This window comes from Streptomyces sp. NPDC021115 (assembly GCF_044333065.1).
Lineage (GTDB): Bacteria > Actinomycetota > Actinomycetes > Streptomycetales > Streptomycetaceae > Streptomyces.
In genome coordinates this window covers 968,931-994,764 of sequence record NZ_JBIRQF010000001.1, presented here as the reverse complement: position 1 = coordinate 994,764, position 25,834 = coordinate 968,931, and the positions used below count along the sequence as shown (strand labels likewise).

The 25,834-nt window shown below is 72.6% G+C and carries 26 protein-coding genes and 1 tRNA gene; 22 read left to right on the top strand and 5 right to left on the bottom strand.

What is annotated here, in order from left to right; all coding sequences use genetic code 11:
- The first annotated feature begins 55 nt into the window (after nt 1-55).
- From moaC to ACH4TL_RS04560, 8 genes are all read left to right on the top strand, one after another.
- The gene (gene moaC / locus ACH4TL_RS04595) at nt 56-538 is read left to right on the top strand and encodes a cyclic pyranopterin monophosphate synthase MoaC (protein ID WP_398312232.1); all 483 of its coding nucleotides are present in this window, start codon (nt 56-58) and stop codon (nt 536-538) included.
- Nucleotides 535-1,107 carry a molybdenum cofactor biosynthesis protein B gene (locus ACH4TL_RS04590; RefSeq protein WP_398312235.1) on the top strand — a complete coding sequence of 191 codons (573 nt, stop codon included), beginning with the start codon at nt 535-537 and terminating at the stop codon, nt 1,105-1,107. Before moaC ends, ACH4TL_RS04590 begins: the two co-directional genes overlap by 4 nt.
- Nucleotides 1,104-1,727 carry a GNAT family N-acetyltransferase gene (locus tag ACH4TL_RS04585; RefSeq protein WP_398313674.1) on the top strand — a complete coding sequence of 208 codons (624 nt, stop codon included), beginning with the start codon at nt 1,104-1,106 and terminating at the stop codon, nt 1,725-1,727. The genes ACH4TL_RS04590 and ACH4TL_RS04585 overlap by 4 nt, the downstream gene beginning before the upstream one ends.
- Before the next feature lie 109 nt (nt 1,728-1,836).
- Nucleotides 1,837-3,045, top strand: coding sequence for a gephyrin-like molybdotransferase receptor GlpR (gene glpR, locus ACH4TL_RS04580; RefSeq protein ID WP_398312238.1), 1,209 nt, complete (start codon nt 1,837-1,839; stop codon nt 3,043-3,045).
- A gap of 75 nt (nt 3,046-3,120) precedes the next feature.
- Nucleotides 3,121-3,194, top strand: a tRNA-Ala gene (locus tag ACH4TL_RS04575).
- A 67-nt stretch (nt 3,195-3,261) separates the two neighbouring features.
- Nucleotides 3,262-3,921 carry a LysE family translocator gene (locus ACH4TL_RS04570; RefSeq protein ID WP_398312241.1) on the top strand — a complete coding sequence of 220 codons (660 nt, stop codon included), beginning with the start codon at nt 3,262-3,264 and terminating at the stop codon, nt 3,919-3,921.
- A gap of 209 nt (nt 3,922-4,130) precedes the next feature.
- On the top strand, nt 4,131-5,294 hold the full coding sequence (locus ACH4TL_RS04565; RefSeq protein WP_398312244.1) for a trypsin-like serine peptidase: 1,164 nt from the start codon (nt 4,131-4,133) through the stop codon (nt 5,292-5,294).
- A 59-nt stretch (nt 5,295-5,353) separates the two neighbouring features.
- Nucleotides 5,354-5,734 carry a hypothetical protein gene (locus ACH4TL_RS04560; protein WP_398312247.1) on the top strand — a complete coding sequence of 127 codons (381 nt, stop codon included), beginning with the start codon at nt 5,354-5,356 and terminating at the stop codon, nt 5,732-5,734.
- On the opposite strand, the gene ACH4TL_RS04555 is transcribed toward ACH4TL_RS04560, so the two are convergent.
- Nucleotides 5,701-6,228, bottom strand: a complete 528-nt coding sequence (locus tag ACH4TL_RS04555; protein WP_398312250.1) for a GNAT family N-acetyltransferase — start codon at nt 6,226-6,228, stop codon at nt 5,701-5,703. The genes ACH4TL_RS04560 and ACH4TL_RS04555 overlap by 34 nt on opposite strands.
- A 64-nt stretch (nt 6,229-6,292) precedes the next feature.
- Here ACH4TL_RS04555 and ACH4TL_RS04550 point away from each other — a divergent pair, with 64 nt between their 5' ends.
- The gene (locus ACH4TL_RS04550) at nt 6,293-7,096 is read left to right on the top strand and encodes an exodeoxyribonuclease III (RefSeq protein ID WP_398312253.1); all 804 of its coding nucleotides are present in this window, start codon (nt 6,293-6,295) and stop codon (nt 7,094-7,096) included.
- On the opposite strand, the gene ACH4TL_RS04545 is transcribed toward ACH4TL_RS04550, so the two are convergent.
- The gene (locus ACH4TL_RS04545) at nt 7,090-7,875 is read right to left on the bottom strand and encodes a MerR family transcriptional regulator (protein WP_398312256.1); all 786 of its coding nucleotides are present in this window, start codon (nt 7,873-7,875) and stop codon (nt 7,090-7,092) included. The genes ACH4TL_RS04550 and ACH4TL_RS04545 overlap by 7 nt on opposite strands.
- Before the next feature lie 153 nt (nt 7,876-8,028).
- Between ACH4TL_RS04545 and ACH4TL_RS04540 the strand changes: the two genes are divergently transcribed.
- The 4 genes from ACH4TL_RS04540 to ACH4TL_RS04525 all read left to right on the top strand — a co-directional run bounded on the left by ACH4TL_RS04540 (nt 8,029) and on the right by ACH4TL_RS04525 (nt 11,792).
- Complete coding sequence (locus ACH4TL_RS04540) at nt 8,029-9,552, top strand: flavin-containing monooxygenase (protein ID WP_398312259.1); 1,524 nt, start codon at nt 8,029-8,031, stop codon at nt 9,550-9,552.
- The gene (locus ACH4TL_RS04535; RefSeq protein ID WP_398312262.1) at nt 9,549-10,514 is read left to right on the top strand and encodes an alpha/beta fold hydrolase; all 966 of its coding nucleotides are present in this window, start codon (nt 9,549-9,551) and stop codon (nt 10,512-10,514) included. The genes ACH4TL_RS04540 and ACH4TL_RS04535 overlap by 4 nt, the downstream gene beginning before the upstream one ends.
- Nucleotides 10,511-11,416, top strand: a complete 906-nt coding sequence (locus tag ACH4TL_RS04530) for an SDR family oxidoreductase (RefSeq protein ID WP_398312265.1) — start codon at nt 10,511-10,513, stop codon at nt 11,414-11,416. Before ACH4TL_RS04535 ends, ACH4TL_RS04530 begins: the two co-directional genes overlap by 4 nt.
- 121 nt (nt 11,417-11,537) lie before the next feature.
- Nucleotides 11,538-11,792: a hypothetical protein gene (locus tag ACH4TL_RS04525; protein ID WP_398312268.1), complete on the top strand. Its 255-nt coding sequence runs from the start codon at nt 11,538-11,540 to the stop codon at nt 11,790-11,792.
- Between the two features lie 116 nt (nt 11,793-11,908).
- Here the strand turns inward: ACH4TL_RS04525 and ACH4TL_RS04520 are convergent, their stop codons facing one another.
- Nucleotides 11,909-15,289 carry a S41 family peptidase gene (locus ACH4TL_RS04520; protein WP_398312271.1) on the bottom strand — a complete coding sequence of 1,127 codons (3,381 nt, stop codon included), beginning with the start codon at nt 15,287-15,289 and terminating at the stop codon, nt 11,909-11,911.
- 196 nt (nt 15,290-15,485) lie between these two features.
- Here ACH4TL_RS04520 and ACH4TL_RS04515 point away from each other — a divergent pair, with 196 nt between their 5' ends.
- The 8 genes from ACH4TL_RS04515 (at nt 15,486) to ACH4TL_RS04480 (ending at nt 23,892) form a co-directional block, all read left to right on the top strand.
- A complete protein-coding gene (locus tag ACH4TL_RS04515) occupies nt 15,486-16,055 on the top strand; it encodes a TetR/AcrR family transcriptional regulator (protein ID WP_398313676.1) in 570 nt (189 codons plus the stop codon).
- A 132-nt stretch (nt 16,056-16,187) separates the two neighbouring features.
- Complete coding sequence (locus ACH4TL_RS04510; RefSeq protein ID WP_398312274.1) at nt 16,188-18,446, top strand: MMPL family transporter; 2,259 nt, start codon at nt 16,188-16,190, stop codon at nt 18,444-18,446.
- Between the two features lie 168 nt (nt 18,447-18,614).
- Nucleotides 18,615-19,730, top strand: coding sequence for an energy-coupling factor ABC transporter permease (locus ACH4TL_RS04505; protein ID WP_398312278.1), 1,116 nt, complete (start codon nt 18,615-18,617; stop codon nt 19,728-19,730).
- 4 nt (nt 19,731-19,734) lie between these two features.
- Nucleotides 19,735-20,499, top strand: a complete 765-nt coding sequence (gene cbiQ / locus ACH4TL_RS04500; RefSeq protein WP_398312281.1) for a cobalt ECF transporter T component CbiQ — start codon at nt 19,735-19,737, stop codon at nt 20,497-20,499.
- On the top strand, nt 20,496-21,254 hold the full coding sequence (locus ACH4TL_RS04495) for an energy-coupling factor ABC transporter ATP-binding protein (protein WP_398312284.1): 759 nt from the start codon (nt 20,496-20,498) through the stop codon (nt 21,252-21,254). The genes cbiQ and ACH4TL_RS04495 overlap by 4 nt, the downstream gene beginning before the upstream one ends.
- Before the next feature lie 84 nt (nt 21,255-21,338).
- Nucleotides 21,339-22,547, top strand: a complete 1,209-nt coding sequence (locus ACH4TL_RS04490) for a serine hydrolase domain-containing protein (protein WP_398313678.1) — start codon at nt 21,339-21,341, stop codon at nt 22,545-22,547.
- Nucleotides 22,548-22,782: 235 nt separating this feature from the next.
- Nucleotides 22,783-23,040 (top strand): hypothetical protein, encoded by a 258-nt coding sequence (locus tag ACH4TL_RS04485; RefSeq protein WP_398312286.1) that lies wholly within the window; start codon nt 22,783-22,785, stop codon nt 23,038-23,040.
- A gap of 69 nt (nt 23,041-23,109) precedes the next feature.
- Entirely contained in the window at nt 23,110-23,892 is a 783-nt protein-coding gene (locus ACH4TL_RS04480; RefSeq protein ID WP_398312289.1) for an SDR family NAD(P)-dependent oxidoreductase, read from the top strand.
- A 4-nt stretch (nt 23,893-23,896) separates the two neighbouring features.
- Here ACH4TL_RS04480 and ACH4TL_RS04475 read toward each other — a convergent pair whose 3' ends face one another.
- A complete protein-coding gene (locus tag ACH4TL_RS04475) occupies nt 23,897-24,760 on the bottom strand; it encodes an EamA family transporter (protein ID WP_398312292.1) in 864 nt (287 codons plus the stop codon).
- A complete protein-coding gene (locus ACH4TL_RS04470; protein WP_398312295.1) occupies nt 24,757-25,266 on the bottom strand; it encodes a YbaK/EbsC family protein in 510 nt (169 codons plus the stop codon). Before ACH4TL_RS04470 ends, ACH4TL_RS04475 begins: the two co-directional genes overlap by 4 nt.
- Nucleotides 25,267-25,367: 101 nt before the next feature.
- On the opposite strand from ACH4TL_RS04470, the gene ACH4TL_RS04465 reads away from it, so the two are divergent.
- Nucleotides 25,368-25,739, top strand: coding sequence for a hypothetical protein (locus ACH4TL_RS04465; protein ID WP_398312298.1), 372 nt, complete (start codon nt 25,368-25,370; stop codon nt 25,737-25,739).
- Nucleotides 25,740-25,834: the final 95 nt, after the last annotated feature.

Genomic DNA, 25,834 nt, shown 5'->3' with positions numbered 1-25,834 from the left:
CTACGGCGGGTACGGTGTCGTCGCAGAGAGCCACCTGGCCCGGACCGGGAGAACGATGAGCAGCGCCCAGGACCACCTCACCCATCTCGACCCGGCGGGCGCGGCGCGCATGGTCGACGTCTCGGCCAAGGACGTCACCGCGCGCACCGCCCGCGCGAGCGGCCGTGTGCTGGTCGCGCCACGCGTCGTCGAACTGCTCCGGGGCGAGGGCGTCCCCAAGGGCGACGCCCTCGCGACCGCCCGGATCGCGGGAATCATGGGCGCCAAACGCACCCCGGACCTGATCCCGCTGTGTCATCCGCTCGCCGTTTCGGGTGTGAAGGTCGACCTCACGGTCGCCGACGACGCGGTCGAGATCATCGCCACCGTGAAGACCACCGACCGTACGGGCGTCGAGATGGAGGCCCTGACGGCGGTGTCGGTCGCCGCCCTGACGGTGATCGACATGGTCAAGGCCGTCGACAAGGGCGCGGTCATCACCGACGTGCGGGTGGAGGAGAAGACCGGCGGGAAGTCCGGCGACTGGAGCCGGGAATGACCGCCTCCACGGCCCCGGAGGACGCGCCGCGGTACCGCGCCCTGGTCGTCACGGCCTCCAACCGCGCCGCCGCCGGGATCTACCCGGACAAGGGCGGCCCGCTGATCGCCGAGGGGCTGGCCGCGCTCGGCTTCGCGGTCGACGGCCCGCGCGTGGTGCGCGACGGCGACCCCGTGGAGGCCGCGCTGCGGGAGGCGGTGGCCGCCTCGTACGACGTCGTGGTGTCCACCGGAGGCACCGGCCTCACCCCGATGGACCGCACCCCCGAGGCCACCCGCCGGGTCCTGGACTACGAGATCCCCGGCATCGCGGAGGCCATCCGCGCCGAAGGGCTCCCGAAGGTGCCCACCGCGGCGCTCTCCCGGGGCCTCGCCGGGGTCGCCGGGACGACCCTGATCGTCAACCTGCCCGGCTCGACCGGAGGCGTCCGCGACGGCCTCGCGGTGCTCGGGCGGATCCTGGTGCACGCGGTCGACCAGATCCACGGCGGCGACCACCCCCGACCCACCGGTCGTGGCGACACCGCCGGTGCAGCCGATGCCGCCGGTCCCGCAGGGAGCGCGAGCTGAACGCGCCCTGGCCGGTCGTGCTGGCCGACGGCGACACGATCCTGCGCCCCATAAAGCTGCGCGACCAGCGTGTCTGGCGCGAGGTCAACCAGCGCAACCGGGAGTGGCTGCGGCCCTGGGAGGCGACCATTCCGCCCCCCGCGCCGGGTGGCCCCGTCACCCAGCGGCCCACCTACCGGCAGATGGTGCGCCATCTGCGCGCCGAGGCGCACGGCGGGCGGATGCTGCCGTTCGTCATCGAGTACCAGGGGCGGCTGGCCGGGCAGTTGACGGTTGCCGGGATCACCTGGGGTTCGATGTGCTCGGGCCATATCGGCTACTGGGTCGATCAGGCGGTGGCCGGCCGCGGCGTCATGCCGACCGCGGTCGCCCTCGCCGCCGATCACTGCTTCCGTACCGTCGGGCTGCACCGCATCGAGGTGTGCATCCGGCCGGAGAACCTGCCGAGCCGCCGGGTGGTGGAGAAACTCGGATTCCGCGAGGAGGGGCTGCGGCCGCGTTATCTGCACATCGACGGGGCCTGGCGCGACCATCTGGTCTTCGCGCTCACCGTGGAGGAGATGTCGGAGGGGCTGCTCGCCCGGTGGCACCGGACCCGACCAGGGGCATCGCAGAAATAAAAACTCTGTTCGATTACATTCGGCACATTACCGGCCTGGCCATCGCAACAATCACAAAAAACTTTCGAGATATCAGCCAGATCGTGCGACACACCGCGCCAATTGGCAGATGGCCTCATGCGGACCCCTCTACCGTGTGAGCGTGAGCAGCAGTGGCCTCATCTACGCAGTCATCGTCGGGGCCTGGGCCGCCTATTTGGTGCCGATGTGGCTCCGTAGGCAGGACGAGCTCAATGAGGCCCGTCCGACGGAACGCTTCAGCACCGCCATCCGGCTGCTGTCCGGACGGGCGGGCATGGAGCGCCGTTACGCCAAGGGGCTGGAGGACCGAGAGCGCCCGGGGACACCGGACGACCTGGCGGTACGTACCGCGCAGGACGCGGACGCCCCCGACGCCGGGGGGCGCTCCGGCGACCCTGAGCGGTTCTCCGCCGACCCGGAAGCCGTCACCGACGCGGTCGACGTCCGGGCCTTCGCCGACCCCGTGACCTTGCTCGCGCCCGCCCCCGGTGATCCGGACGGGCCGCCCGCGGACGAGGGGGCCGCGACCCCGGCCGCGGCCGTCCCGGCCGACAGCAGCGCGCTGGAGCGCGGGAGGCGCGCGCGGGTGCTTGCGCGCCGCCGCCGCACCACTGTGATCCTCTTCGTCGCCTTCACCCTCGGCGCGATCGTCGCGGCGGTCGGCGGTCTCGCCTTCCTGTGGGCCCCGGCCCTTCCGGCCATACTGCTCAGCGCGTACATCGCCTATCTGCGCGCCCAGGAGCGCCGCCGCTTCGCCTTCACCATGGACCAGCGCCGCGCCGAGCAGGCCGCGCAGCGGCTGCGGGAGCGCCGCCCGCGCAGCCATCCGCCCGCCGACGGTCCCTCCGCCGACGACGGCCCGGCCGACCCGCCGGCCTCCGCAGGTGCCGAGCCCGCCGCCCCGGCCACCTCGGCGCACGCGGCCGGGCGCCGCGCCCTGGTCGAACAGACCGACCACGCGGAGTGGGTGGACCAGGAGCGCGAGCGGGAGCGCGGCCCCGTCGCCGGGGAGGGCTGGGAGCCTGTGCCGGTCCCGCTGCCGACGTACGTCACGGCGCCCGTCGCCCCCCGCGCGACCGGCAGGGTCGACCTGGCCGCCCCCGACGCCTGGAGCTCCGCCCGCTCCAGCACCGTCGACCCCGTCCCGGCCCAGGACCCGGCGCCGCCCGCTGAGCCCGAGGCCCGCCACGGCGCCACGGCGGGAACGGCCCCGTCCCGCACCCCCCGGGAGCGCGGCCGCACCCCCCTCTTCGACCAGTACGCGGACGAGGACCGGCCCCGTGCTGCCAACGAGTGACGCGCACTCCATTGACCAGCGGGGAACGGATTTCCAAGCACCCCGCAGGGGATGCTAGAGTTTCACTCGTTGCAAGGGCCTGTGGCGCAGACTGGTAGCGCACCTCGTTCGCATCGAGGGGGTCAGGGGTTCAAATCCCCTCAGGTCCACCGCAGCTCGAAGCCCCCGCCGGGAAATCCGGCGGGGGTTTTGCTTGTGGGGGATTAGCCTGCGGGCATGTTCACTTCAGCTCTTGCGTTCGCGGGTGTTGCCGCGCTGATCAATGTCACTCCGGGGCTGGACACCCTGCTCGTGCTGCGCACGTCGGTGTCGCAGGGGCGGAACGCGGGGCTGGCCGCCTCGCTCGGGATTCTGGCCGGGTGTCTGGTGTGGGGGTTCGCGACGGCGGTCGGGCTTACGGCGCTGCTCACGGCCTCGCGTGTGGCGTACGACACGCTGCGGGTCGCGGGGGCGGCGTATCTGGTGTGGCTGGGGGCGTCGGCGCTGTGGCGGTCGCGGCGGTCGGTGGCGGAGACGGAACCGGAGGCGGTTGATCCGGAGCCGGTGGGTGGATCGGCGCCGCGTGGGCGGTGGGCGGCGTTCCGCGCGGGGACGGCGACCAATCTGCTCAACCCCAAGGCGGGGGTCTTCTATATGAGCCTGATTCCCCAGTTCACCCCGCACGGCGCCTCGGTGTTCACCTCGACCCTGGTGTTCACGGCGATCGACATCGTCGAGCTGGCGCTCTGGTACTGGGTGGTCTCCGGGGCCGCGTCCGCGCTGAGCGAGCGGATCCGGCGGCCTGCGTTCCGGCGCCGGATGGAGCAGGTGAGCGGGGTGGCGTTCTTCGGCTTCGCGGCGAACCTCCTCGCCGAGGGCGGGCGCAAGGCGGCCTGACGCGGGGGCGCGGCGCTGTCCTGACGGGACGTCCGATGTCAGGGAATCGTGCTGACACGGTTCTTGTTGTGTGCGGGCCGTGAGACGGGTGATGGCCCTGGCCAGAGGCACGGGCATAGTGGGTGCGTCCTGTACGGGACGTGGCGCGAAAGCGCCGCCGCATGAACTTCGCACAGCACAACAACAGCACCACAGGGGGATAGGGCGCCATGCCACTCATACGCCGTTCCACCGCGGCGGCCGCCGCGGTGACCGCGCTGCTCGTGGTCACTGCCTCGGCCTGCGGGTCGAGTGAGGACAAGGCCAGTTCCGAGTCGACGTCGCCAGCGGCGTCCGGTCAGCAGGGAGACAACGGGCTCAAGCTGCCGGAGGGCGTTCCGACGAGTCTGGACGACCTGAAGAAGTGGAAGGAGGGCGGGTGGAAGAACTGGGACAAGTGGGCTCGTGACGCGTCCGATTTCGCCAATCCCGTCATCAAGAACTTCTGGCAGCCGTCCCGGATGTCCAAGGCGAAGGACTCGCCCAACACGCTCTCCACGCAGAGCGCGGGCGAGGGCCAGGCCGCGACCGACCCGGAACCGCCCGCCGTACCGGCCAAGCAGGTCTCGCGGCCGTACCACCAGAACATGGCGCCGATCGGGAAGGTGTTCTTCGACAGTCCCGAGGGGCCGATGGTCTGCTCGGGCACGGTCGTCGAGGACCCGGCGCACCCGGGGAAGTCGAACCTGGTGTGGACCGCGGGTCACTGTGTGCACGCGGGGAAGAAGGGCGGCTGGATGCGCAACATCGTGTTCGTGCCGTCCTACAACGACGACGGGCTGCCCGCCGCGAAGACGCAGACCGCGGCCCAGCGCGAGATCACCCCGTACGGCGTGTGGTGGGCGGACTGGTCGCAGACCTCGTCGCAGTGGATCGACACGGGCGGCAAGACCGGCAATGTGGGCTCCACGTACGACTTCGCGGTGCTGCATGTGAAGCCGGAGAACAGCGGCGGCAAGTCGCTCGAGGAGACGGTCGGGGCCGCCGTGCCGGTGTGGTTCGGGGCGCCGTCGGCGGACAAGGTCAGCTCGATCGGGGCGTACGGCTACCCGGCGGCGCCGCCGTACGACGGCGCGAAGATGTTCAACTGCACCAGCAGGCCGGGCCGCTTGTCGATGGCGCCCACCACGCCGACCATGTACCGCATCGGCTGCTCGATGACGGGCGGCACCTCAGGGGGCGGCTGGTTCGTCAACCGCGGGGGCAAGCCGGCGCTGGTGTCGAACAGCTCGATCAGCTCCAACGAGCACACCTGGCTCGCCGGTCCGCATCTGGGCGCCGAGGCGAAGGGCGTGTTCGAGGCGATGAGCAAGAAGTTCGCCAACAAGGGATGAGACGGCAGACAGATGAGGGAACCCGCTCCGGGAACGGGGCGGGTTCCGCCATACGGGCCGTGCAGCCGCATCACCTCGCCGCGTTCGGCTTCGCACTGAGCGGCGCGGGCCTCTACGAGCGGCTGGGCGGCGGGCGCGTCTACGCCCTGTGCGACGAGTCGCCCCTCCTCGACCGTCTCACCACGGTGGCCCTGTGCCTGGTGCTCGCGGCCGCGGTGACGACCGTGGTGGGTGCCTGGGTGACGCAGGAGAAGGCGCCGGGCCACCGCGCGGTCCCCTGGGTCTTCGTCGCCGTGATCGCAGCCCTGATCGTGGCGGCGGACGGGGTCGACACCTACGGGGAGCGCGAAGCGGCCGCGATCGCGGCCCATGACGATGTCGCGCGGTGCGGCGAGGCGGTGCGGATCTACGAGGCGACGCCCGGCTGGTTCTTCTGGTGAACGGCGTCCTCCGGGAGCGCCAGCGGCTTGCCGAAGCAGCGGCTCAGCTCGTCGAAGCGGTACAGCCCGAACTTCTTCACCGGCACGTAGCCCGCTGAGGTGTACAGCGCGATCGCCTCGGGCTGCTTGACGCCGGTCTCCAGCACCATGCGGGTGCGGCCCGCCGCCCGGGCGCTGTCCTCCAGCGCGGCGAGGATCATGCGGGCCAGTCCGCGTCCGCGGGCCTCGTGAATGACGTACATGCGCTTCAGCTCGGCGTCCCCGTCCTCGTACCCCTCGTCGTTCCGCTCCTGGCTGCGCCAGCCGCCGGTGGCCACCGGGCGGCCGTCCGTGTCGTACGCGATGAGGTAGAGGCCGCGGGGCGGATCGAAGTGCGTCGCGTCCAGGGGTGTCATGTCCCCCTCGTCGTCGTACCGCTCGGCGTACTCCGCCTGCACCTCGTCGTTGAGCCGCACCGCGTCGGGGTGGTCAAAGCGAACCGTTCGGATATTCACGCGCCGGATCGTACTTCCATGCGACTGGGGCGGCATCGGAATTTCCATGTCGTATCGTGCCGTAGTGCTTTCCGTGACGACCGTGAATGTGAACGGGCTGCGTGCCGCCGCCAAGAAGGGCTTCGTGCCCTGGCTGGACGGTACCGCGGCCGATGTGGTGTGCCTCCAGGAGGTGCGCGCCGAGCCGCGTGAGCTGCCCGAGGCCGTGCGCGAGCCGGACGGCTGGCATGTGGTGCACGCCCCGGCGGCGGCCAAGGGCCGGGCGGGTGTGTCGGTGTACGCGCGGCGCGAGCTGGAGGGCGTACGGGTCGGCTTCGGCTCCTCCGAGTTCGACGGCAGCGGCCGCTATGTGGAGGTCGATCTGCCGGGCGTGACGGTCGGCAGCCTGTATCTGCCCTCCGGTGAGGTCGGCACCGAGCGGCAGGACGAGAAGGAGCGCTTCATGGCGGAGTTCCTTCCGTACCTCAAGGAGCTGCGCGAGCGGGCGGCGGCCGACGGGCGCGAGGCGCTGGTGTGCGGCGACTGGAACATCGCCCACCGGGAGGCCGACCTGAAGAACTGGAAGGCCAACCGGAAGAACTCCGGGTTCCTGCCGGAGGAGCGCGCATGGCTGTCGCGCGTCTTCGAGGAGGCGGCGTACGTGGACGTGGTGCGCGCGCTGCACCCGGACGTCGACGGCCCGTACTCCTGGTGGTCGTACCGGGGCAGGGCCTTCGACAACGACGCGGGGTGGCGGATCGACTACCAGGTCGCCACTCCCGGGCTGGCCGGGCGGGCGCTGAAGGCGGTCGTGGAGCGGGCCCCGGCGTACGACCAGCGGTGGAGCGACCACGCCCCGGTGACGGTCACCTACGGCGCCGCTCACTGATCCGGCGGCGGGTGCCCGGTGTCCTCCGCGCGCCCGCCCGTCCGTCGTTCTTCCGGACCGGTTCCCGTCCGGTCCTCAAGACCGGCCCGTAGCCGCCGGTCCATGGCCATCGACAGCTCGGCTTCCACGACGCTCTTGGCGAGCGGACGCAGCCGCTCCACGGTCTCGCCGATCTGCTCACCGCGCCGGCGGGCGTCCGTCAGCACATGGTTGATCAGCAGCGTGGCGAAGGTCTCGGCGATGGCGTCCACATGCTCCCGGACCTCGCGCCCGGCCGCGAGGACGGCCGACAGCGGGATGCCCTGGCCCACCAGGGCGTGCGAGGCGTCCAGCAACCGGCGGCTGATGTGGACGATGTCGTCGCCGTCGACGGCGAGATAGCCGATGTCGAGCGAGACGGTGAGATTTTCCGCGGTGGCCTCGCCGTCGAAGTAGTCGGCGAGAGCCTGCGGGGTGAGCCGGATCGGGGTCTCCTCGGACCAGGACGGGAGGCCGCCGTCCAGCCCCAGCAGTTCGCCGACGTCCCGCCGCCCGCTCTCGAACGCGGCCATCAACTCGGCTATCCCGCCCAGCGTGTGGCCGCGCTCCAGCAGGGCGCTGATGGTCCGCAGCCGGGCCAGGTGATGGTCGTTGTACCAGGCGATACGGCCCTCCCGGCGGGGCGGCGGGATCAGCTTGCGCTCGCGGTAGAAACGCAGGGTGCGCACGGTGATCCCGGCCTTCTCGGCCAGTTCCGTCACCCGGTACTCGCGTACCTCGTCCGCTTCGCTCGTCGCCACAACAGCAGCCTATGACGACGGCGGTGGGGTGTGACCGCCGGTAACTGAGTTATCCACAGCCCCTACCGCTCGCCGGATCCCTGTCCTACGCTCCCATCGTGCCAGTGAACGCTGGCACGGTTCGGAGTCGTTCGAGTGGCGGGAGGCGGCGGCATGACGGCTGGGCTGGCGCGTGAGCACGTGCGGGTGGCGGTGATCGGGTCCGGGTTCGGAGGTCTGGGCGCGGCGGTGAAAATGCGCCGCGCGGGCATCACCGACTTCGTGGTCCTGGAGCGGGCCGGCGCGGTGGGCGGCACCTGGCGGGACAACAGCTACCCGGGCTGTGCGTGCGATGTCCCGTCCCATCTCTACTCCTTCTCCTTCGCCCCCAACCCCGACTGGCCGCGCACCTTCTCCGGGCGGCAGCACATCCGCGCCTATCTGGAGCGGGTCGCCGACACCTTCGGGCTGCGGCCGCATCTGCGCTTCGACGCCGAGGTGCTCGCCCTGCGCTGGGACGGCGCGGCGCTGCACTGGGAGATCGAGACCGCGCGCGGGCCGCTGACCGCCGATGTCGTGGTGAGCGCGACCGGCCCGCTCTCCGATCCGAAGATCCCGGACATCCCCGGGCTCGACGGCTTCCCCGGCAAGGTCTTCCACTCCGCGCGCTGGGACCACGCGTACGACCTGCGCGGCAAGCGGGTCGCGATGGTCGGCACCGGCGCCTCGGCCATCCAGATCGTGCCCGAGATCCAGAAGCAGGTGCGTGGCCTCACCCTCTTCCAGCGCACCCCGCCCTGGGTGCTGCCGCGCATGGACCGCCGGATCACCGGCGCCGAGCGCTGGCTGCACGCCAAGCTCCCGGCGTCCGGGGCGCTGCGCCGCGGGCTGCTCTGGGGAATCCGGGAGTTGCAGGTCGGGGCGTTCACCAAGCGCCCGGCCGAGCTGAAATTCGTGGAGCGGCTGGCCGGGGCGCATATGCGGCGGGCCATCGACGACCCGGTGCTCCGGGCCAGGCTGACCCCGAGCTACCGCATCGGCTGCAAGCGCATCCTGCTGTCCAACGACTACTATCCGGCGCTCGCCCGGCCGCATGTGGAGGTGGTCGGCGGGCTGAAGGAGATCCGCGGCACCACGCTGATCGGCTCCGACGGCACCGAGACCGAGGCCGACGCGATCATCTTCGGGACCGGCTTCCAGGTCACCGACATGCCGATCGCCCACCGGGTGACCGGGGCGAGGGGCACCACGCTCGCCGAGGAGTGGAAGGGCGGCATGGAGGCGCTGCGCGGGGCCAGCGTGGCGGGCTTCCCCAACTTCCTGACGGTCATCGGGCCCAACACCGGGCTCGGCAACAGCTCGATGATCCTCATCATCGAGGCCCAGCTCACCTATCTGACCGGCTATCTGCGGCAGTTGGACGCGCTCGGCGGCAAGGTCGCCCTGGACGCCCGGCCGTCGGCGGTCCGCGTCTACAACGACATGATCCAGGAGAGGATGAAGCGCACGGTGTGGAATTCGGGCGGGTGCGACAGCTGGTATCTGGAGAACGGCCGCAATACGACCCTGTGGCCGGGCTCGACCAGCGAGTTCAAGCGGGTCACCGCGCGGGTGAGGCTCGCGGAGTACGAGGTGCTGCGGCAGCGGGCCGGAGCCGTCCCGGGCGCGGAGTCCGCCGCGGGGAGGGGATCGCGGTGAGGCGCACCCCCTACGTCACCTCCGGTCCTTACGCCCCACCGACCGCCCCGCACGAGCTGACCGTCACCTCGGCGGACGGCGCCCGGCTGTACGCGGAGCTGCACGGGCCCGCCGATCCCGCCGCGCCCGCCGTCGTCCTGGTACACGGCTGGACGTGTTCGACCGCCTTCTGGGCGCCAGTCCTGCGTGAACTGGCCACCGACCACCGGGTGATCGTGTACGACCAGCGCGGCCATGGCCGCAGCGCCGCCCCAGGCCCCGGCGGCTACAGCACCGAGGTGCTCGCCGACGACCTGGAGGCGGTGCTGGAGCAGACCCTGGAGCCGGGCCGCCGGGCCGTGGTCGCCGGCCACTCCATGGGCGGGATGACGGTGATGGCCGCCGCCGGGCGCCCGGCGCTGCGCGCCCGCGCCGCCGCCGTGGTGCTGTGCAGCACCGGAGCCTCCCGGCTGGTCGAGCGGGCGCGTGTGGTGCCACTGCGCTCCGAGCGGCTGCGGGCGCGCATACACCGCGCGATCCTCGGCGCGCGCCTCTCCATGGGGCCGGTCACTCCCGTCAGCAAGCGGCTGCTGCGGTACGGGACGATGGGCCCGGGCGCCGCGCCCGCCGTGGTGGAGGCATGCGCGCGGATCGTGCACGCCTGTCCCCGTGATGTGCGCGCCGGTTGGGCGCATGTCATGAGCGATCTCGATCTGGACCCCGGTATCGGCCTGCTCACCATGCCCGCCGCCGTCGTCGTCGGCACCGCCGACCGGCTGACCCCGCCCGAGCACGCCCACGCCATTGCGGCCGCGCTGCCCCGGTGCACCGGCGTCACCGAGCTTTCCGGCGTCGGGCACATGACCCCCATGGAGGATCCCGGGGCGGTGAGCGGGGTGATACGCCGCCTCGCCGCGGAGCACGGCGTGACCGGTGCCGGCACCGATGACGATCACCACACGGTCGAGGAGCGGACGACATGAGCGCGCGCGGGAGTCTGGAGGGCCGGGTCGCGGTGGTGACCGGCGCGGCGCGGGGCGTCGGCGAGCTCCTGGCCCGCAAACTGTCCGCGCGCGGCGCCAGGGTGGCGCTGGTGGGCCTGGAACCGGAGGAGCTGAAGCGGGTGTCGGGGCGGCTGCCCACCGACTCCGAGCACTGGCACGCCGATGTCACCGACCCGGAGGCGATGGCCCGGGTGGCGGAGGAGGTGGTGGCGCGCTTCGGCGGGGTGGACATCGTCTGTGCCAACGCCGGGGTGGCCACCGGCGGTCCGTTCCTCGACACCGACGAGACGTCCTGGCGGCGGGTGGTCGAGGTCAATCTGCTGGGGAGCGTCACCACGGCCCGCGCCTTTCTGCCCGCGCTCATCGCCAGCCGCGGCTATCTGTTGCAGATCGCCTCGCTCGCCGCGATCGCGCCCGCGCCGATGATGACGGCGTACTGCGCGTCGAAGGCGGGGGTGGAGGCGTTCGCGCATTGTCTGCGCGCCGAGGTGGGCCACCGGGGCGTACGGGTCGGGGTCGGCTATCTCAGCTGGACCGACACGGACATGGTGCGCGGCGCCGACCGGGACGAGGTGATGCGGGACTTGCGGACGCGGCTGCCGTGGCCCGCGGGGCGTACGTATCCGCTGGGACCTGCCGTGGACCGGCTCGTCGGCGGGATAGAGCGCCGCTCGCCCCATGTGTACGCGCAGTGGTGGCTGCGCGGGATGCAGCCGGTGCGCGGCCTTCTGCCCGCGCTGATCGGGACGGTGGGGCGGCGCGAGATGCGCCGGGCCGAACCCCGGCTGGCGGCGACGAGAGGGCAGCGCGGCCATCTCGTGGGCGAGGGCGGCGCGGCGGACGAGCGGATGCGCACCGCCCGTACGCAGCGTGACCGGTAACCCTGCGTCAACCGTGCTGACCTGGGAATTTAACAGGGAGATACGATCGAAATGCGGAGTATGTCCCTGCGTGTAACTCTGGTCGGGCCCGATCCCTTTCACCCGATGAGGAGTGACACAGATGGGGAAGGACGAGTTCAGCGAGAAGGCCCAGCAGGCCAAGCGCAAGGCGCAGGGCCAGCAGAGCCAGCAGGCCCAGCGGGGCCAGCAGGGGCAACGGGGCCAGCAGGCGCAGCAGGCCCAGCGGGGCCAGGAGCCGCGCCGCGAACAGGACCGGCCCGAAAGCCGCGAACAGGCCGAGCGCATGGGCCGGGAGCGCCGTCAGCAGGGCATGGGCGACGAGGCGCGGGACCAGGAGCCGTTCGAGGAGATGTAAGTCGACTCGTCGAACGGGGTTGTGAAGAGTGTGCGCGAGGGGGCGCATCCGTCAGGGGATGCGCCCCCGGCACGCACGGGTCCGTACGCAAGACCCGGCAGGGTTCTTGGCTCAGCTCAACCATCGCCCCGTGGGGGGAGTTTCGGGCGACGGCGGTCCGGCACCTGGCCATAGCCCGGCGGGGCCGCGGCGGGATGCCGCTCCAGCAGCTCCAGTGCCGTCCGCACCGCGACGCCCAGCTGCGGATAGCGGCCCTCCGCCCAGTCCAGCGGGGAACGGGGCGCCGGGATGTCCGGCTCCACGCCATGGTTCTCGACCCCCCAGCCGTAGGCGTCGAACCAGGCTGCGTTCATCGGCACCGTGATCGCCGAACCGTCGCCGAGCGGATGGCGGCCGGTCATGCCGACCACACCGCCCCAGGTCCGCAGCCCCACCACCGGGCCGATGCCCTGGATCTTGAAGGCCGCGGTGATCATGTCGCCGTCGGAGGAGGTCGCCTCGTCCGCGACCGCGACGATCGGCCCGCGCGGCGCGTTGCTGGTGTACGACACCGGCTGGGCGTTGCGCGTGAGGTCCCAGCCCATCACGGTGCGGGTCAGCTTCTCGACCACCAGCTCGCTGATGTTGCCGCCCGCGTTGCCGCGGACGTCCACGATCAGTGCGGGGAAGGACACCTCCCGGCGCAGATCCCGGTTGAACTGCGCCCAGCCGGAGCCGCCCATGTCCGGGATGTGCAGATAGCCGCACCGCCCGTCGCTCAACTCCCGTACCACCGCACGCCGTCTGGCCACCCAGTCCTGGTAGCGCAGCGGCCGCTCGTCGATCAGCGGAACGACCGCGACCCGGCGCGGCGGGCCCTCGCCGTCCGGGGAGGCGAAGGTCAGCTCGACCGTGGTGCCGCCCGCGGCGGTCAGCAGCGGAGAGGGTCCGGCCACCGGATCCACCGGGCGGCCGTCGACATGGGTGAGCCGGGCGCCTTCGCGGATGCCGGACCCCGCGAGCGGCGAGCGCGCCCGGGAGTCGGAGGACTCGCCGGGCAGGATGCGGACGACCTGCCACGCCCCGTCCTCGGCGCGGGTGAAGTCGGCGCCGAGCAGCCCGATGGGGCGCTGGTAGTGGGCCGGGCCCTCGTTGCGGCGCGCGGCCTGGACGTACGCGTGCGAGGTGCCCAGCTCGCCCAGCACCTCGCGCAGCAGATCGGCGAACTCGTCGGGGGAGGCGACCCGTTCGACCAGCGGGCGGTACTGGTCGAGCACCCCGTCCCAGTCGACGCCGCACATGTCCGGCTCCCAGAAGTAGGCGCGGGTGATGCGGCCCGCCTCCTCGTACGCCTGCCGCCACTCGGCCGCCGGGTCCACGGTGTGCTGGATGCGCCGCATGTCGATCTGGACCGTGGAGTCGCCGTCGCCCGACTCGGTGGCGGGCACCGCCCGCAGCTCGTCGTCGTCGACGACGACGAGCCGGGAGCCGTCGCCGCTGATCCGGAACCAGTCCAGCTCGCTGGTGAGTTCGGTCCGCTTGGCCTTGGCCAGGTCGAAGTGTTCGAGGGTGGGCCGGTCGGAGGTGTCGCCCGGGTTGGCGAACGTCTCGCCGAGCGCGCCCGAGATCGGCCAGCGCAGCCACACCAGACCGCCACCGCTGACCGGCCACAGCGAGGAGTACTTGGAGGCGGACACCGGGAAGGCGGTGACCCGGCTGGGCAGCCCCTCCACCTCGACGGTCACCGTGCCGTCGCCCTCCCCGCTCCCGGCGCCGTCGTCCGGGTCGAGTCCGCCCGCCGCCGGGCGGCCCTCGGGGGAGAGGGCGAAGGGCGAGGGCGTGGCGGAGGACAGCGGTACGAGGTAGGGGCGGCAGCCGAGCGGGAAGGAGAGATCGCCGGTGTGCACGTCGTAGACGGGGTCGAAGCCGCGCCAGGACAGAAAGGCGAGGTAGCGGCCGTCGCTGGTGAAGACCGGCTCTTCGTCCTCGAACCGCCCGCTGGTCACGTCCACTATGGTCCGGTCGGCCAGCCGCGCGATCTTCACGGAGCGCAGGGTGCGCCCGATGCCCGGATGGGACCAGGCCAGCCAGGCCGAGTCGGGCGAGAAGGCGAGGTCGGCGACGGGGCCGTTGAGCGACCGGACCAGCTCGGTGACCTCGCCGCCCCCCTCAGTGGAGGTGTCCACGAGCAGCAGCCGGCCGTCATTGGCGGCGACGGCGAGCCGGTCGCCGTCGGGCGAGGGCTCCATCTCGTGCACCCGCCCCAGCCGCCCCGCGGCCAGCCGCCGCGGCTCGCCCTCCTCGCTGGCCCGCGGCAGAGTGGCGATCTCGATCGCGTCCTCGCCCTCCGCGTCCGTCACATAGGCGACCCGACCGCTGGAGCCGAGGATCTCGGGCATCCGCACCCGCACGCCCGGGGTGTCGGTGAGGGTGCGGGCGGGGCCGTCGCGGTGGGTGAGCCAGTACAGGCTGCCGCGTACGCACACCGCGCTGGCCCGGCCGGTGGCGTCCACGGACAGCGAGTCGACATGGGAGGCGGCCGGGATCTGGTAAGGCCGCCGCCCGGTGCGCGCCCCGCCGAGCCGCACCCGCAGCCGCCGGGGTTCGGCGTCCGGGCCGAGGTCGTCCACCAGCCACAGCTCCCCGGCGCACTGGTAGACGACGCGGCTGCCGTCGGTCGAGGCGTGGCGGGCGTAGAAGCCGTCGTGGTCGGTGTGGCGGCGCAGGTCCGAGCCGTCGGGCCGACAGGAGTAGAGGTTGCCGACGCCCTCGTGGTCGGAGAGGAAGGCGACGCGCCCGCCGACCACCATGACCGAGTCCAGATGGCCGCCGAGTCCGGGCAGCAGCCGGGTGCCGCCCAGCCACAGCCGCCCGGTCGCGCCGCCCCGGTAGCGCTTCCAGGTGGCGGGCTCGTGCGGGGGCTTGCCGGTGAGCAGCAGCGTGCGCGGCCCGTCGCCCTGGTCCCGCACCTGGTCCACGGCAGTGTCGGTGGAAGTGTCGGTGGAAGCGTCGGCGGCGGGGAGGTCGGCGGCGGCGATGTCCGCCACGGCGATGTCGGCCACCGGCCCCCAGGGCAGCTTGCTGCCGGGGCTGCCGTCGACGGGCAGGCTGTAGGCCCAGGAGAAGTGGGAGAACGGCTGGCCGTGCGAGGACACGGCGAGGATCTGGGAGGCGCCGTCCCGGTCGGGCGGCGTCCAGCCGCAGACCCGGGCGTCCTCGCTGCCCCAGTAGGTCAGCCGCCGGACGGGGCCGCCGTCCACGGGGGCGAGGTGGATCTCGGGGTCGAGGCTGCGCCAGTTCGTGTACGCGATATGGGAGCCGTCGGGGGAGAAGCGGGGGTGGCCCACCCGGGTCCGGTCGACGGTCAGCCGCCACGCCCGCCCGGGGGGCTCGCCGCGGGCGGTCAGCGGGGCGACCCAGAGATCGTCCTCGGCGGCGAAGCACAGCAAGTCGCCGTGCAGATGCGGAAATCGCAGATACGCATGGTCGGTGTCGCTGGTTTCCCTCACCTCATCCATGGTTTCGGGCCCGGTCCGGCAAAGCAACTCGGTTCTGTGATGCATACCACGAGCGAAACGACGTGGTTTCGCTACGAGGGTGCCCGGTGCGGTCGTATGCTTGAACGAGTACGAAACCGTTTCGTTCGGAAAGGGGGATGTCATGCCGACGGCTCAGCCCGCCGACCAGTCGGTCGAGGACCGGCCCACGACCAGGGTGCGCCGCAGCAGGCTGTCCCCCGAGCGGGAGGGTGAGCTGTACGAGGCCGTGGTCGAGCTGCTCGGGGAGGTCGGTTACGACGCGTTGACCATGGACGCCGTCGCCGCGCGCACGCACTCCAGCAAGGCCACGCTCTACCGCCAGTGGAAGAGTAAACCGCAGCTGGTGGCCTCCGCGCTGCGGCACACCAAGCCCGTCTCGCTCCAGGACATCGACACCGGATCGCTGCGCGGCGACCTGCACGAGATCGTGCGGTGCACCGACAGCGCCCGGGAGCGGGACGCGGCCCTGATGAGGGGGCTCGCCCAGGCCGTCCACACCAATCCGGACCTTCACCAGGCCCTCCGGGAGCTGCTGATCGATCCCGAGGTGGCCGCCCTCGAGGCACTGCTGCGGCGTGCCGTCGACCGGGGGGAAGTGGCTCCGGACAGACCCGCCCTGGGTTACGTCGTGCACATGATGCTCGGTGCCCTCGTCGCCCGGTCGCTGATCGACGGCGAAGAGCCGGACGTCGCCTACCTCAGCGAATACATCGACGCCGTGGTCCTCCCCGCCCTCGGCCTCTGACCTTCCCCATCTCCGCACCACCCCATCCCCGCACAACCCCATACGGACCCAGCCGGCGCGCCGCTCTCGTCGCCGGTCAGGTCACGCACATCTGCCAGCAGTGACACCGACTCGACGGGAGCACCTCTCCTCGTGGCCACGTTCCTCTACAAACTCGGTCGATTCGCCTTCCGGCGACGCCGGTTCGTCGCCCTGATATGGGTGGCGCTCCTGGCCGTCGCCGGTGTCGGCGCCGCGACCGCCTCGCCCCCCGCCAACGACAGCTTCTCCATCCCGGGCACCGAGGCCCAGAAGGCGTTCGACCTCCTGGAGAAGCGTTTCCCCGGTGGCAGCGCCGACGGCGCCACCGCCCGGGTCGTCTTCCGCGCGCCCCAGGGCGAGAAGATGACCGACCCGGACAACAAGGCCGTGGTCACGAAGACCGTCGCCGACCTCAAGGCCAGCTCTCCGCAGGTCGCCTCGGTCGCCGACCCCTTCCAGGCGCGGGCCGTCTCCAAGGACGGCACCACGGCGTACATCCTGACCAGCTACAAGGTCAACGCCATGGAGCTGGAGGACACCGCCAAGGACGGCCTGAAGGAGGCCGGGGAGAAGGCGCAGGCGTCCGATCTCAAGGTGGCGATCGGCGGTGACGCGCTCCAGGAGATGCCCGAGACCGGTTCCACCGAGGTCATCGGCATCGTCATCTCCGCGATCGTCCTCGCCATCACCTTCGGCTCGCTGGTGGCCGCCGGGCTGCCGCTGCTGACCGCGCTCATCGGCGTCGGCATCGGTATCTCCGGGATCACCGCGCTCGCCACCACCCTCGGGCTGTCCACGACGACCTCGACGCTGGCGATGATGATCGGCCTCGCGGTCGGCATCGACTACGCGCTCTTCATCGTCTCCCGCTACCGCGCCGAACTGGCCGAGGGCCGGGAGCGCGAGGAGGCCGCCGGGCGGGCGGTGGGCACCGCGGGTTCCGCGGTCGTCTTCGCCGGTCTCACCGTCGTCATCGCGCTGGTCGGGCTCGCGGTCGTCAACATCCCGATGCTGTCCAAGATGGGCTTCGCCGCGGCCGGGACGGTGGTCATCGCCGTCCTCATCGCGATCAGTCTCATCCCCGCGCTGCTGGGCTTCGCGGGCAAGCGGGTGTACGGGCGCAAGGCGCGCAAGCGGATGGAGGAGGCGGCCTCGGCTGCCGCGGAGGGCGCGCGGGCGGAGGAGAAGCCCAACATGGGCACCCGCTGGGCCCGGTTCGTGCTGCGCCGCCCGGTGGCGGTGCTGCTGCTCGGCGTGCTCGGCCTGGGTGCCGCAGCGGTGCCCGCGCTGAGCCTGGAGCTGGGGCTGCCGGACGACGGTTCGCAGCCGGTCAGCAGCCAGAAGCGGCAGGCGTACGACATGATCTCCGACGGCTTCGGCCCGGGCTTCAACGGTCCGCTGATGGTGGTCGCCGACACCAAGGGCAGCGACGACCCCAAGGCCGCGGTCAAGGAGGTCAGCAAGACCATCGCCGGTCTCAAGGGCGTCGCGGCCGTCACCCCGGCGACGTTCAACAAGTCCGGTGACACCGCGATGCTCACCGTCGTGCCGAAGTACAAGCCGAGCAGCGTCGACACCGAGAAGGTCGTCGCCGACATCCGCGACGAGGCGGGCTCGTTCAAGTCCGACACCGGTGCCGAGGTGCTGGTGACCGGTCAGACGGCGATGAACATCGACATCTCGCAGAAGCTGAACGACGCGCTGGTGCCGTATCTGGCGCTGGTCGTCGGGCTGGCCTTCCTGCTGCTGATGATCGTCTTCCGGTCGATTCTGGTCCCGCTCAAGGCGGCGCTCGGCTTCCTGCTGTCCGTCGTCGCGGCGCTCGGCGCGGTGGTCGCGGTCTTCCAGTGGGGCTGGGCCGCGGATCTGTTCGGCGTCGAGGAGACCGGCCCGATCATGAGCATGATGCCGATCTTCATGATCGGCGTGGTGTTCGGTCTTGCCATGGACTACGAGGTCTTCCTCGTGACCCGGATGCGCGAGGCGTACATCCACGGCGAGCGCCCCGGCCAGGCCGTCGTCACCGGCTTCCGGCACGGTGCCCGGGTGGTCACCGCGGCCGCCGTCATCATGATCAGCGTCTTCGCCGGCTTCATCGGCTCGTCCGAGGCGATGGTGAAGATGATCGGCTTCGGTCTGGCCACGGCGGTCCTCTTCGACGCCTTCGTGGTCCGCATGGCCATCGTCCCGGCGGTGCTGGCGCTGCTCGGCAAGGCCGCCTGGTGGCTGCCGCGCTGGCTCGACAAGGCGCTGCCGAACGTGGACGTCGAGGGCGAGGGGCTGCGCGAGCAGCTCGCGGACACCCCGGCGGGGCAGGGCGCGGAGGCCAAGAACGCCAAGGACAAGGACCCGGAGCTGAGCCGGGTGTAATCGGCGGCGCACGAGGCCGAAGCACGAGGTCAACGCACGCTCCGGCGGCGGCTCTTCCCAGGCGGAAGGGCCGCCGTCGGCGCTTTCGCGGACCAGGCGTTCTTGCGAACGATGTGCAGGTAGGTCACCATCGAGCGGATACCCGCAGCTCAGGAGCGGAGCCCCGCCATGCATGTCCCCGATGGATTCATCGACGCCCCGGTGTCGGTGGCGACCGGTGCCGTCGCCGCCGCCGCGGTCGCGGTCAGCCTGCGCGGTGCGCGGCGCGAACTCGACGAGCAGGCCGCGCCGCTCGCCGGGCTGGTCGCGGCGTTCATCTTCGCCGTCCAGATGCTGAACTTCCCCGTCGCCGCTGGCACCAGCGGGCATCTGCTCGGCGGGGCGCTGGCCGCGATCCTCGTCGGCCCCTATACGGGCGTGCTGTGCGTCTCCGTGGTGCTGCTCATGCAGGGCGTCCTCTTCGCGGACGGCGGCCTCACCGCGCTCGGCGTCAACATCACGGACATGGCGGTCGTCACCACGGTCGTGGCCTACGGGATCTTCCGCACCGTCCTCAAACTCGCCCCGAACCGCCCCCGCACGGTCACCGTCGCGTCCTTCCTGGCCGCCCTGGTCTCCGTTCCGGCCGCCGCCGTCGCCTTCACCGCCATCTTCGCGCTGGGCGGCACGACGGACGTGGCGATCGGAAAGGTCTTCACGGCGATGGTCGGCGTGCATGTGCTGATCGGCATCGGCGAGGCGGCGATCACGGCCCTGACGGTCGGCGCCGTGATGGCCGTACGGCCGGATCTCGTCCACGGCGCGCGGGGCGTGACCGCGCGCCGCCTGGAGATCCGCACCGGTGCCCCGGTGCGCACCCCGGCCCCGGCATCGCCCGCCGAAGCCGGGGCCGCCGTGCCCGCAGCCGCCCGTACGGTCACGGCGGCGCCAGCGAGCGAGGCCGCCACCGCACCCGCCCCCACCCCGCGGCGATCCGCGCGCCGGGTGTGGGCGGTGGGCCTCGGGGCCGCGCTGCTGTGCGCGGGCGTCGTCAGCTTCTACGCCTCCGCCAGCCCCGACGGGCTGGAGAAGGTCGCCCACGACCAGGGCATCGACCAGAAGACCGAGGACCACGCCGCCAAGGACTCCCCGCTGGCCGACTACGGCATCAAGGACATCTCCGACGCCCGGCTCTCCGGCGGCCTCGCCGGGGTGATCGGGGTCGGCGCGACGCTCGCCGTGGGCACCGGGGTCTTCGTCGTCGTACGGCGCCGCCGGGCCGGCGCCGAGACCGAGGCGGGCTGAGGAGATGGGCGCGGGACACGCGCATACGCTCTACCGGGCGGGCCGCTCACCGGTCCACACCCTTCCCCCGCACTGCAAGATCGCCGCCGTCTTCTGCTTCGTCCTGATCGTCGTCGCGACACCCCGCGAGGCGGTCTGGGCGTTCGGCCTGTACGCCGTGCTGCTGGCCGCGGTGGCGGCGACGGCCCGCATCCCGGCCGGGTTTCTGCTGAAGCGGCTGCTCATCGAGATCCCGTTCGTGGCGTTCGCCGTGCTGATGCCGTTCGTCGCCGAGGGCGCGCGGGTGGACGTACTCGGGCTGTCGCTCAGCCAGTCCGGGCTGTGGGGCGCGTGGAACATCCTGGCCAAGGGCACACTCGGGGTCGCCGCGTCCGTCGTCCTGGCGTCCACGACCGAGCTGCGGGCCCTGCTGCTGGGGCTCCAGCGGCTGCGGATGCCGCCGCTGCTGGTACAGATCGCGTCGTTCATGATCCGCTACGGGGACGTCATCACCGACGAGATGCGCCGGATGCGGATCGCCCGCCGCTCGCGCGGCTTCGAGGCGCGCGGGGTGCGGCAGTGGGGCGTGCTCGCGAAGTCGGCCGGAGCGCTGTTCATCCGGTCCTACGAGCGGGGCGAACGGGTCCATCTGGCGATGCTGAGCCGTGGCTACACGGGCACGATGCCGGTGATCGACGAGGTGACCGCGTCCCGTGCACAGTGGCGTTACGCCGCCGCACTTCCGCTGACCGCGCTCGCGGTCTGCCTGACCGGATGGATGCTCACATGACCACCGCCCCGCCGTCCCTCCAGGTGTCCGGCCTCGCCTACGCCTACCCCGACGGCCACCAGGCGCTCTTCGGCGTCGAGCTGACCGTGGCCCGCGGCGAGCGGGTCGCGCTGCTCGGCCCCAACGGGGCGGGCAAGACCACCCTCGTGCTGCATCTGAACGGCATCCTGGAGGCGGGCGCCGGATCGGTCACGGTCGCCGGGCTGCCCGTGACCAAGCCGAACCTGGCCGAGATCCGCCGCCGGGTGGGCATCGTCTTCCAGGACCCGGACGACCAGCTGTTCATGCCGACCGTGCGGGAGGACGTGGCGTTCGGCCCGGCCGCGGCCGGGATGCGCGGCGCGGAGCTGGCGGAGCGCGTCCACCGGGCCCTGGACCGGGTGGGGATGGCGGAGTTCGCCGACCGGCCGCCGCACCACCTGTCCTTCGGGCAGCGCCGGCGGGTGGCGGTGGCGACCGTGCTGGCCATGGAACCGGAGATCCTCGTCCTGGACGAGCCCTCCTCCAACCTCGACCCGGCCTCGCGCCGCGAACTGGCCGACATCCTGCGCTCCCTGGACGTCACCGTGCTGATGGTCACCCACGATCTGCCGTACGCGCTGGAGCTGTGCCCGCGGTCCGTGGTGCTCAGCGGGGGAGTGATCGCGGCCGACGGGGGTACGCAGGAATTGTTGTGCGACGAGGAACTGATGCGGGAGCACCGGCTGGAGCTTCCCTTCGGCTTCGACCCCCGCTCGGTGACGGCCCCGGTCTGAGGCCCCGGTCTGACGTCCCGGCCGGGCTCGTTGCACCATAAGGACGTACAGCACGGTCGGATCGGCAGGGTGGGAGTCGGATCAGTGGTGGACGTCCAGGGCACGGTGGCCGACGGATTCGAACCGGTCCGGGACGCCTTCGCGGAGAACTTCGCGAAGCGCGGGGAGCGCGGCGCGGCCATGGTCCTCTACCGGGACGGCGAGAAGGCGGTCGACCTGTGGGGCGGTACGAAGGAACCGGCCCCGGAGGGCGACGGCGAGCCGTGGGCCCAGGACACCGCGCAGGTCGTCCGCTCCGTCACCAAGGGCGTCGCCTCCGCCGTACCGCTGCTGCTCCACCAGCGCGGCCAGCTCGACCTGGACGGCCGGGTCGGCACGTACTGGCCCGAGTTCAAGGAGAGCGGCAAGGAACGGGTGCTGGTGCGGCATCTGCTCGCCCACCGCGCCGGGGTGCCCACGCTGGACACCCCGCTGACCCCGGCCGAGGCCATCGACGGCATATCCGGGCCGCGGGCCGTCGCCGCCCAGCGCCCCGACTGGGAGCCCGGCACGGCCCACGGCTACCACGCACAGACCTACAGCTGGCTGCTGAGCGAGCTGGTGCGGCGCGTCACCGGGCGCACCATCGGCCGCTGGATCGCGGAGGAGATCGCCCGGCCGCTCGCCCTTGACCTGTGGCTCGGACTGCCCGAGCAGGACCTGGACCGGGTCGGCCGGATCGAGTCGGTGGAGGCACCGGCCGCGCCCGCCGCGCAGGGGCTGCGGCTGCGGCCCAAGCGGTCGGTGGCCGAGGCGTACGCCGACCCCGAGTCGCTGACCCGGCGCGCGTTCGGCGCGATCAGCCCGGTGCCCGACGAGAACGACCCCGCCTATCTCGCCGCCGGACTGCCCGCCTCCGGCGGCGTCGCCACCGCCGACGCGCTGGCCCGCTTCTACGCGGCGCTGATCGGCCCGCTGCCGTCGGCGCGTACGGCCCGTTCGGGCGGCCGCCTCTTCGCCCCGGCGACGCTGACCCTGGCCCGTACGGAGGAGTCCGCGGGGCCGGACCGGGTGCTGGTGGTCGGGACCCGCTTCGGGCTCGGCTACATGCTGCACGGCCCGGCCTGCCCGCTGCTGGGCCCCGGCTCCTTCGGCCACCCGGGGCGGGGCGGCTCGCTCGCCTTCGCCGACCCCGAGACGCGGATCGGCTTCGCGTACGTCACCAACGGCATGCGGCGCGGCGTCACGGCTGACCCGCGGGCGCAGGCCCTGGTGCGTGCCGTACGGACGGCCCTGGCGGCCCAGGAGGCGTAGCCCTCCGGTAGCTCCCGGGGAGGGCGTAGTGCGCTCGCCCGCGCGCCCTCTCGCGCACGCACACGCCGGGTCAGTGGGGCCAAGGGGCCCTGTCGGGCCGTTCCGGCCGTGTCCACACTGGGGATCCTTCCGGAGGTGGGAGCCGTAGGGGGCGGCTCTTCCGGGGGGAACACGGGGGAGAGCGTGGCACCGACACGGGGGTTACGACACCGCGTTCGACAGCCGTGTCTGGCACGTGCGCTTCCCCAGCCCCGACCGCGCGGCCCGCACCGAGATCTGGCGCCGCCACCTCCCCGACGCCCTGCCGCTGGACGGCGACGTCCGCCCGGAGCAGCTGGCGGAGGTCGACGACGTCACCGGCCGCGACATCTGCCGCGCCGTGATCGACGCGGTCGCCGAGGTGCTGCGCCCCGGCCGCCCGGCCGGACTGACCGGCGGCGGACGGGGATCGGCCGGAACCCGGCGACTGCGCTCCTCCCGGCCCGGGCAGTGACTCCGGCGGGCCCGCCACCCGGCGGGCCCGGTCCGGAACGCGGCACATCGCGTCAGGAAGGAGCACCAAGTGCGCAGATTCGAGGGGTACGCGGTCGTCGTCACCGGCGCGGGACGTGGCATCGGCGAGGCGACCGCGCGCCGCTTCGCCGCCGAGGGCGCCCGCGTCCTCGTCACCGACCTCGACGGGGAACGGGCCGCCCGCGCCGCCGAGTCGATACGCGCCGACGGCGGCGAGGCCGACGGGCTGGCCTGCGACGTCGCCGAGCGGGCCGACGCCGAGGCGGCCGTCGCCCACGCCGTGGCCCGTTTCGGCAGGCTCGACGTCCTCGTCAACAACGCCCACTCCTGCCACGACGACACCCCGCTGTTCGAGGACCAGCCGGACGACGAGTGGCAGCGGGACCTCGACATCACCCTCGGCGGCGCCTTCCGCTGCGCCCGCGCCGCGCTGCCCCAACTTGCCGCCGCCGACGGCCGTGGCGCGATCGTCAACGTCGGCTCCGTCAACGGCTTGCAGGACTTCGGCAACCACGCCTACAGCGCCGCCAAGGCGGGCCTGGGAAGCCTCACCCGTACCCTCGCGGGCCACGCCGCCGCCCGTGGCGTCCGCGTCAACCTCGTCGCTCCCGGCACCATCCGCACCCCCGGCTGGGACGGGCGGGAGGAGGCGCTGCGCCGGGCCGCCGGTGTCTATCCCCTCCGCCGGGTCGGGGAGCCGTCCGACATCGCCGCCGCCATCACCTTCCTGGCCTCCCCCGACGCCGCCTGGATCACTGGTGTCATCCTCCCCGTGGACGGCGGCATCACGATGACCGACGCGGCACTGCGCCGGGCCATCCTCGACGGGTGACCGCTCAGCCCGGATGCCACATCAGGCCGATGCCCGCCACCATCAGACCGGCAGCGGCGATGCGCGGGGCGCCGAAGCGCTCCTTGAAGAAGAGCGTGCCGATGGCCGCGCCCACGATGATGGACGACTCGCGGAGGGCGGCGACCGGGGCGAGGGCGGCGCGGGTCTGGGCCCAGAGGACGAGGCCGTACGCGCCGACCGAGAGGATCCCGCCGAGCAGACCGCGCGCGGCGAACGGGCGGAGCTGCGCGGCGAGGGCGCGGCGGCGGGTGGCGAGGGCGTAGGCGGGGATGGCGAACCCCTCCAGGATCATCAGCCAGGCGATGTAGCCGAGCGGGGTGCCGGAGGCGCGCACGCCGAGGCCGTCGATCACGGTGTACGAGGCGATGGACAGCCCGGTGGCCACGGCGGCGGCCAGCGCGAGACCGTGGGCGCCGCCACCGGTCGTACTACGTGCGCCCCGGGCGCCCCACAGGGCCACGCCCAGCAGCCCCGCCGAGGACACCGCGATGCCCGCCGCCTGCCAGGCGTCCGGGGTCTCGGCGGCGAAGACCGCGGCGAGCACGGTCACCACCAGCGGCGCGGTACCCCGGGCGATGGGGTACATCTGGCCGAAGTCGCCCAGGTGGAAGGAGCGCATGAGCAGGATGTAGTACACGATGTGGACGGCCGCCGAGGCGATCAGATACGGCCAGGCGCCCGCCGCGGGCAGCGGGCTGAAGGCGGCCAGCACCGCCCCGCACAGCGCTCCGCCACCGCTCACCAGGGTGAAGGAGAGCAGCTGGTCGCGGATGGTGTGGGCGATCGCGTTCCAGGAGGCGTGGGTGATGGCCGCGAGGAGGACCGCGGCCGCGACGAGCGGGGTCACGCGGCGGTGTCGCGCACGTCCGCCACGGTCCCCTCGGCGTGGGCGATCAGCGTCTTGGGGTCGAGCGCGAAGACGGTGTGCGGGGTGCCCGCCGCCGCCCATACGACTCCGTGGTCCAGCAGCCGTCGGTCGGCCAGGACCCGGGTGCGGGTGCGGTGCCCGAAGGGCGGTACGCCGCCGATGGCGTAGCCCGTGGTCACCCGGACGAGCGCGGCGTCGGCCCGCCGTACCGCGTCGGCGCCCAATTCGCCGCGTACCCGCTCGACATCGACCCTTGACGCGCCGTCGACCAGCACCACCACCGGCGCTCCGTCCGCCTCGAAGACCAGGGACTTGACGATCTGGCTCAGCTCGCAGCCGACCGCCCCGGCCGCCTCGACGGCGGTGCGGGTGGCATCGGGGAAGCGGCGGATCTCCACGTCCAGGCCGAGATCGCGCAGGGCGTCGGCGAACCGGGGGTGGGCGGCGGAGTCGGGGGCGGCGGTGTCAGGAGTGTCGGAGGCCATGGTGCCGACGCTATCCGCGGACGTCGGGACGGCGCGAGGGGGGCCGCCACGGGGAGCACGACCGGCGGCACCGACAACACGACGAACAAGGGAGTGGACCCATGCGTGTACGTGGACGCCCGACGGGGGCCGGTCTCGGAATCGCCGCCGTGGCGATCATGGGACTGAGCGCGACCGCGGCCAGCGCCCAGCCCGCCGACTCCATCGGCACCGAGGCCGAGGCGGCGAACGTCCCGGTCCATGTGATCAACGACGCCAACATCCGGGCGACGCCTTCCACCGCCAGCGCGGTCTGGGACGACGTCCAGTTCGGCGACGACATGGAAGCCCTCTGCTTCACCGACGGCGGGCCGGCCCAGGTCGGCGACCGGACCAGCAACATCTGGGTCCAGCTCGACCAGTGGGGCCCGGACAACGGCTATGTGACGGAGCTGGCGCTCCAGAACGGGCACGCGGGCATCCCGCACTGCTGACCTGACAGCCGAACGCGAAAGAGCCGGGCGGGCGCGGAAATCACCCCCCCCCCCGCGCCCCCGCTCCGTTCGGCCCGACCGGGGGCCTCCGCCCG

Excerpts from the sequence above, each read along its gene's own strand:
- moaC (WP_398312232.1), top strand. The coding sequence starts at position 56 with ATGAGCAGCGCCCAGGACCACCTCACCCATCTCGACCCGGCGGGCGCG.
- ACH4TL_RS04590 (WP_398312235.1), top strand. The coding sequence starts at position 535 with ATGACCGCCTCCACGGCCCCGGAGGACGCGCCGCGGTACCGCGCCCTG.
- glpR (WP_398312238.1), top strand. The coding sequence starts at position 1,837 with ATGGCCTCATGCGGACCCCTCTACCGTGTGAGCGTGAGCAGCAGTGGC.
- ACH4TL_RS04570 (WP_398312241.1), top strand. The coding sequence starts at position 3,262 with ATGTTCACTTCAGCTCTTGCGTTCGCGGGTGTTGCCGCGCTGATCAAT.
- ACH4TL_RS04565 (WP_398312244.1), top strand. The coding sequence starts at position 4,131 with ATGCCACTCATACGCCGTTCCACCGCGGCGGCCGCCGCGGTGACCGCG.
- ACH4TL_RS04540 (WP_398312259.1), top strand. The coding sequence starts at position 8,029 with ATGACGGCTGGGCTGGCGCGTGAGCACGTGCGGGTGGCGGTGATCGGG.
- ACH4TL_RS04530 (WP_398312265.1), top strand. The coding sequence starts at position 10,511 with ATGAGCGCGCGCGGGAGTCTGGAGGGCCGGGTCGCGGTGGTGACCGGC.
- ACH4TL_RS04525 (WP_398312268.1), top strand. The coding sequence starts at position 11,538 with ATGGGGAAGGACGAGTTCAGCGAGAAGGCCCAGCAGGCCAAGCGCAAG.
- ACH4TL_RS04520 (WP_398312271.1), bottom strand. The coding sequence starts at position 15,289 with ATGGATGAGGTGAGGGAAACCAGCGACACCGACCATGCGTATCTGCGA.
- ACH4TL_RS04505 (WP_398312278.1), top strand. The coding sequence starts at position 18,615 with ATGCATGTCCCCGATGGATTCATCGACGCCCCGGTGTCGGTGGCGACC.
- cbiQ (WP_398312281.1), top strand. The coding sequence starts at position 19,735 with ATGGGCGCGGGACACGCGCATACGCTCTACCGGGCGGGCCGCTCACCG.
- ACH4TL_RS04495 (WP_398312284.1), top strand. The coding sequence starts at position 20,496 with ATGACCACCGCCCCGCCGTCCCTCCAGGTGTCCGGCCTCGCCTACGCC.
- ACH4TL_RS04470 (WP_398312295.1), bottom strand. The coding sequence starts at position 25,266 with ATGGCCTCCGACACTCCTGACACCGCCGCCCCCGACTCCGCCGCCCAC.
- ACH4TL_RS04465 (WP_398312298.1), top strand. The coding sequence starts at position 25,368 with ATGCGTGTACGTGGACGCCCGACGGGGGCCGGTCTCGGAATCGCCGCC.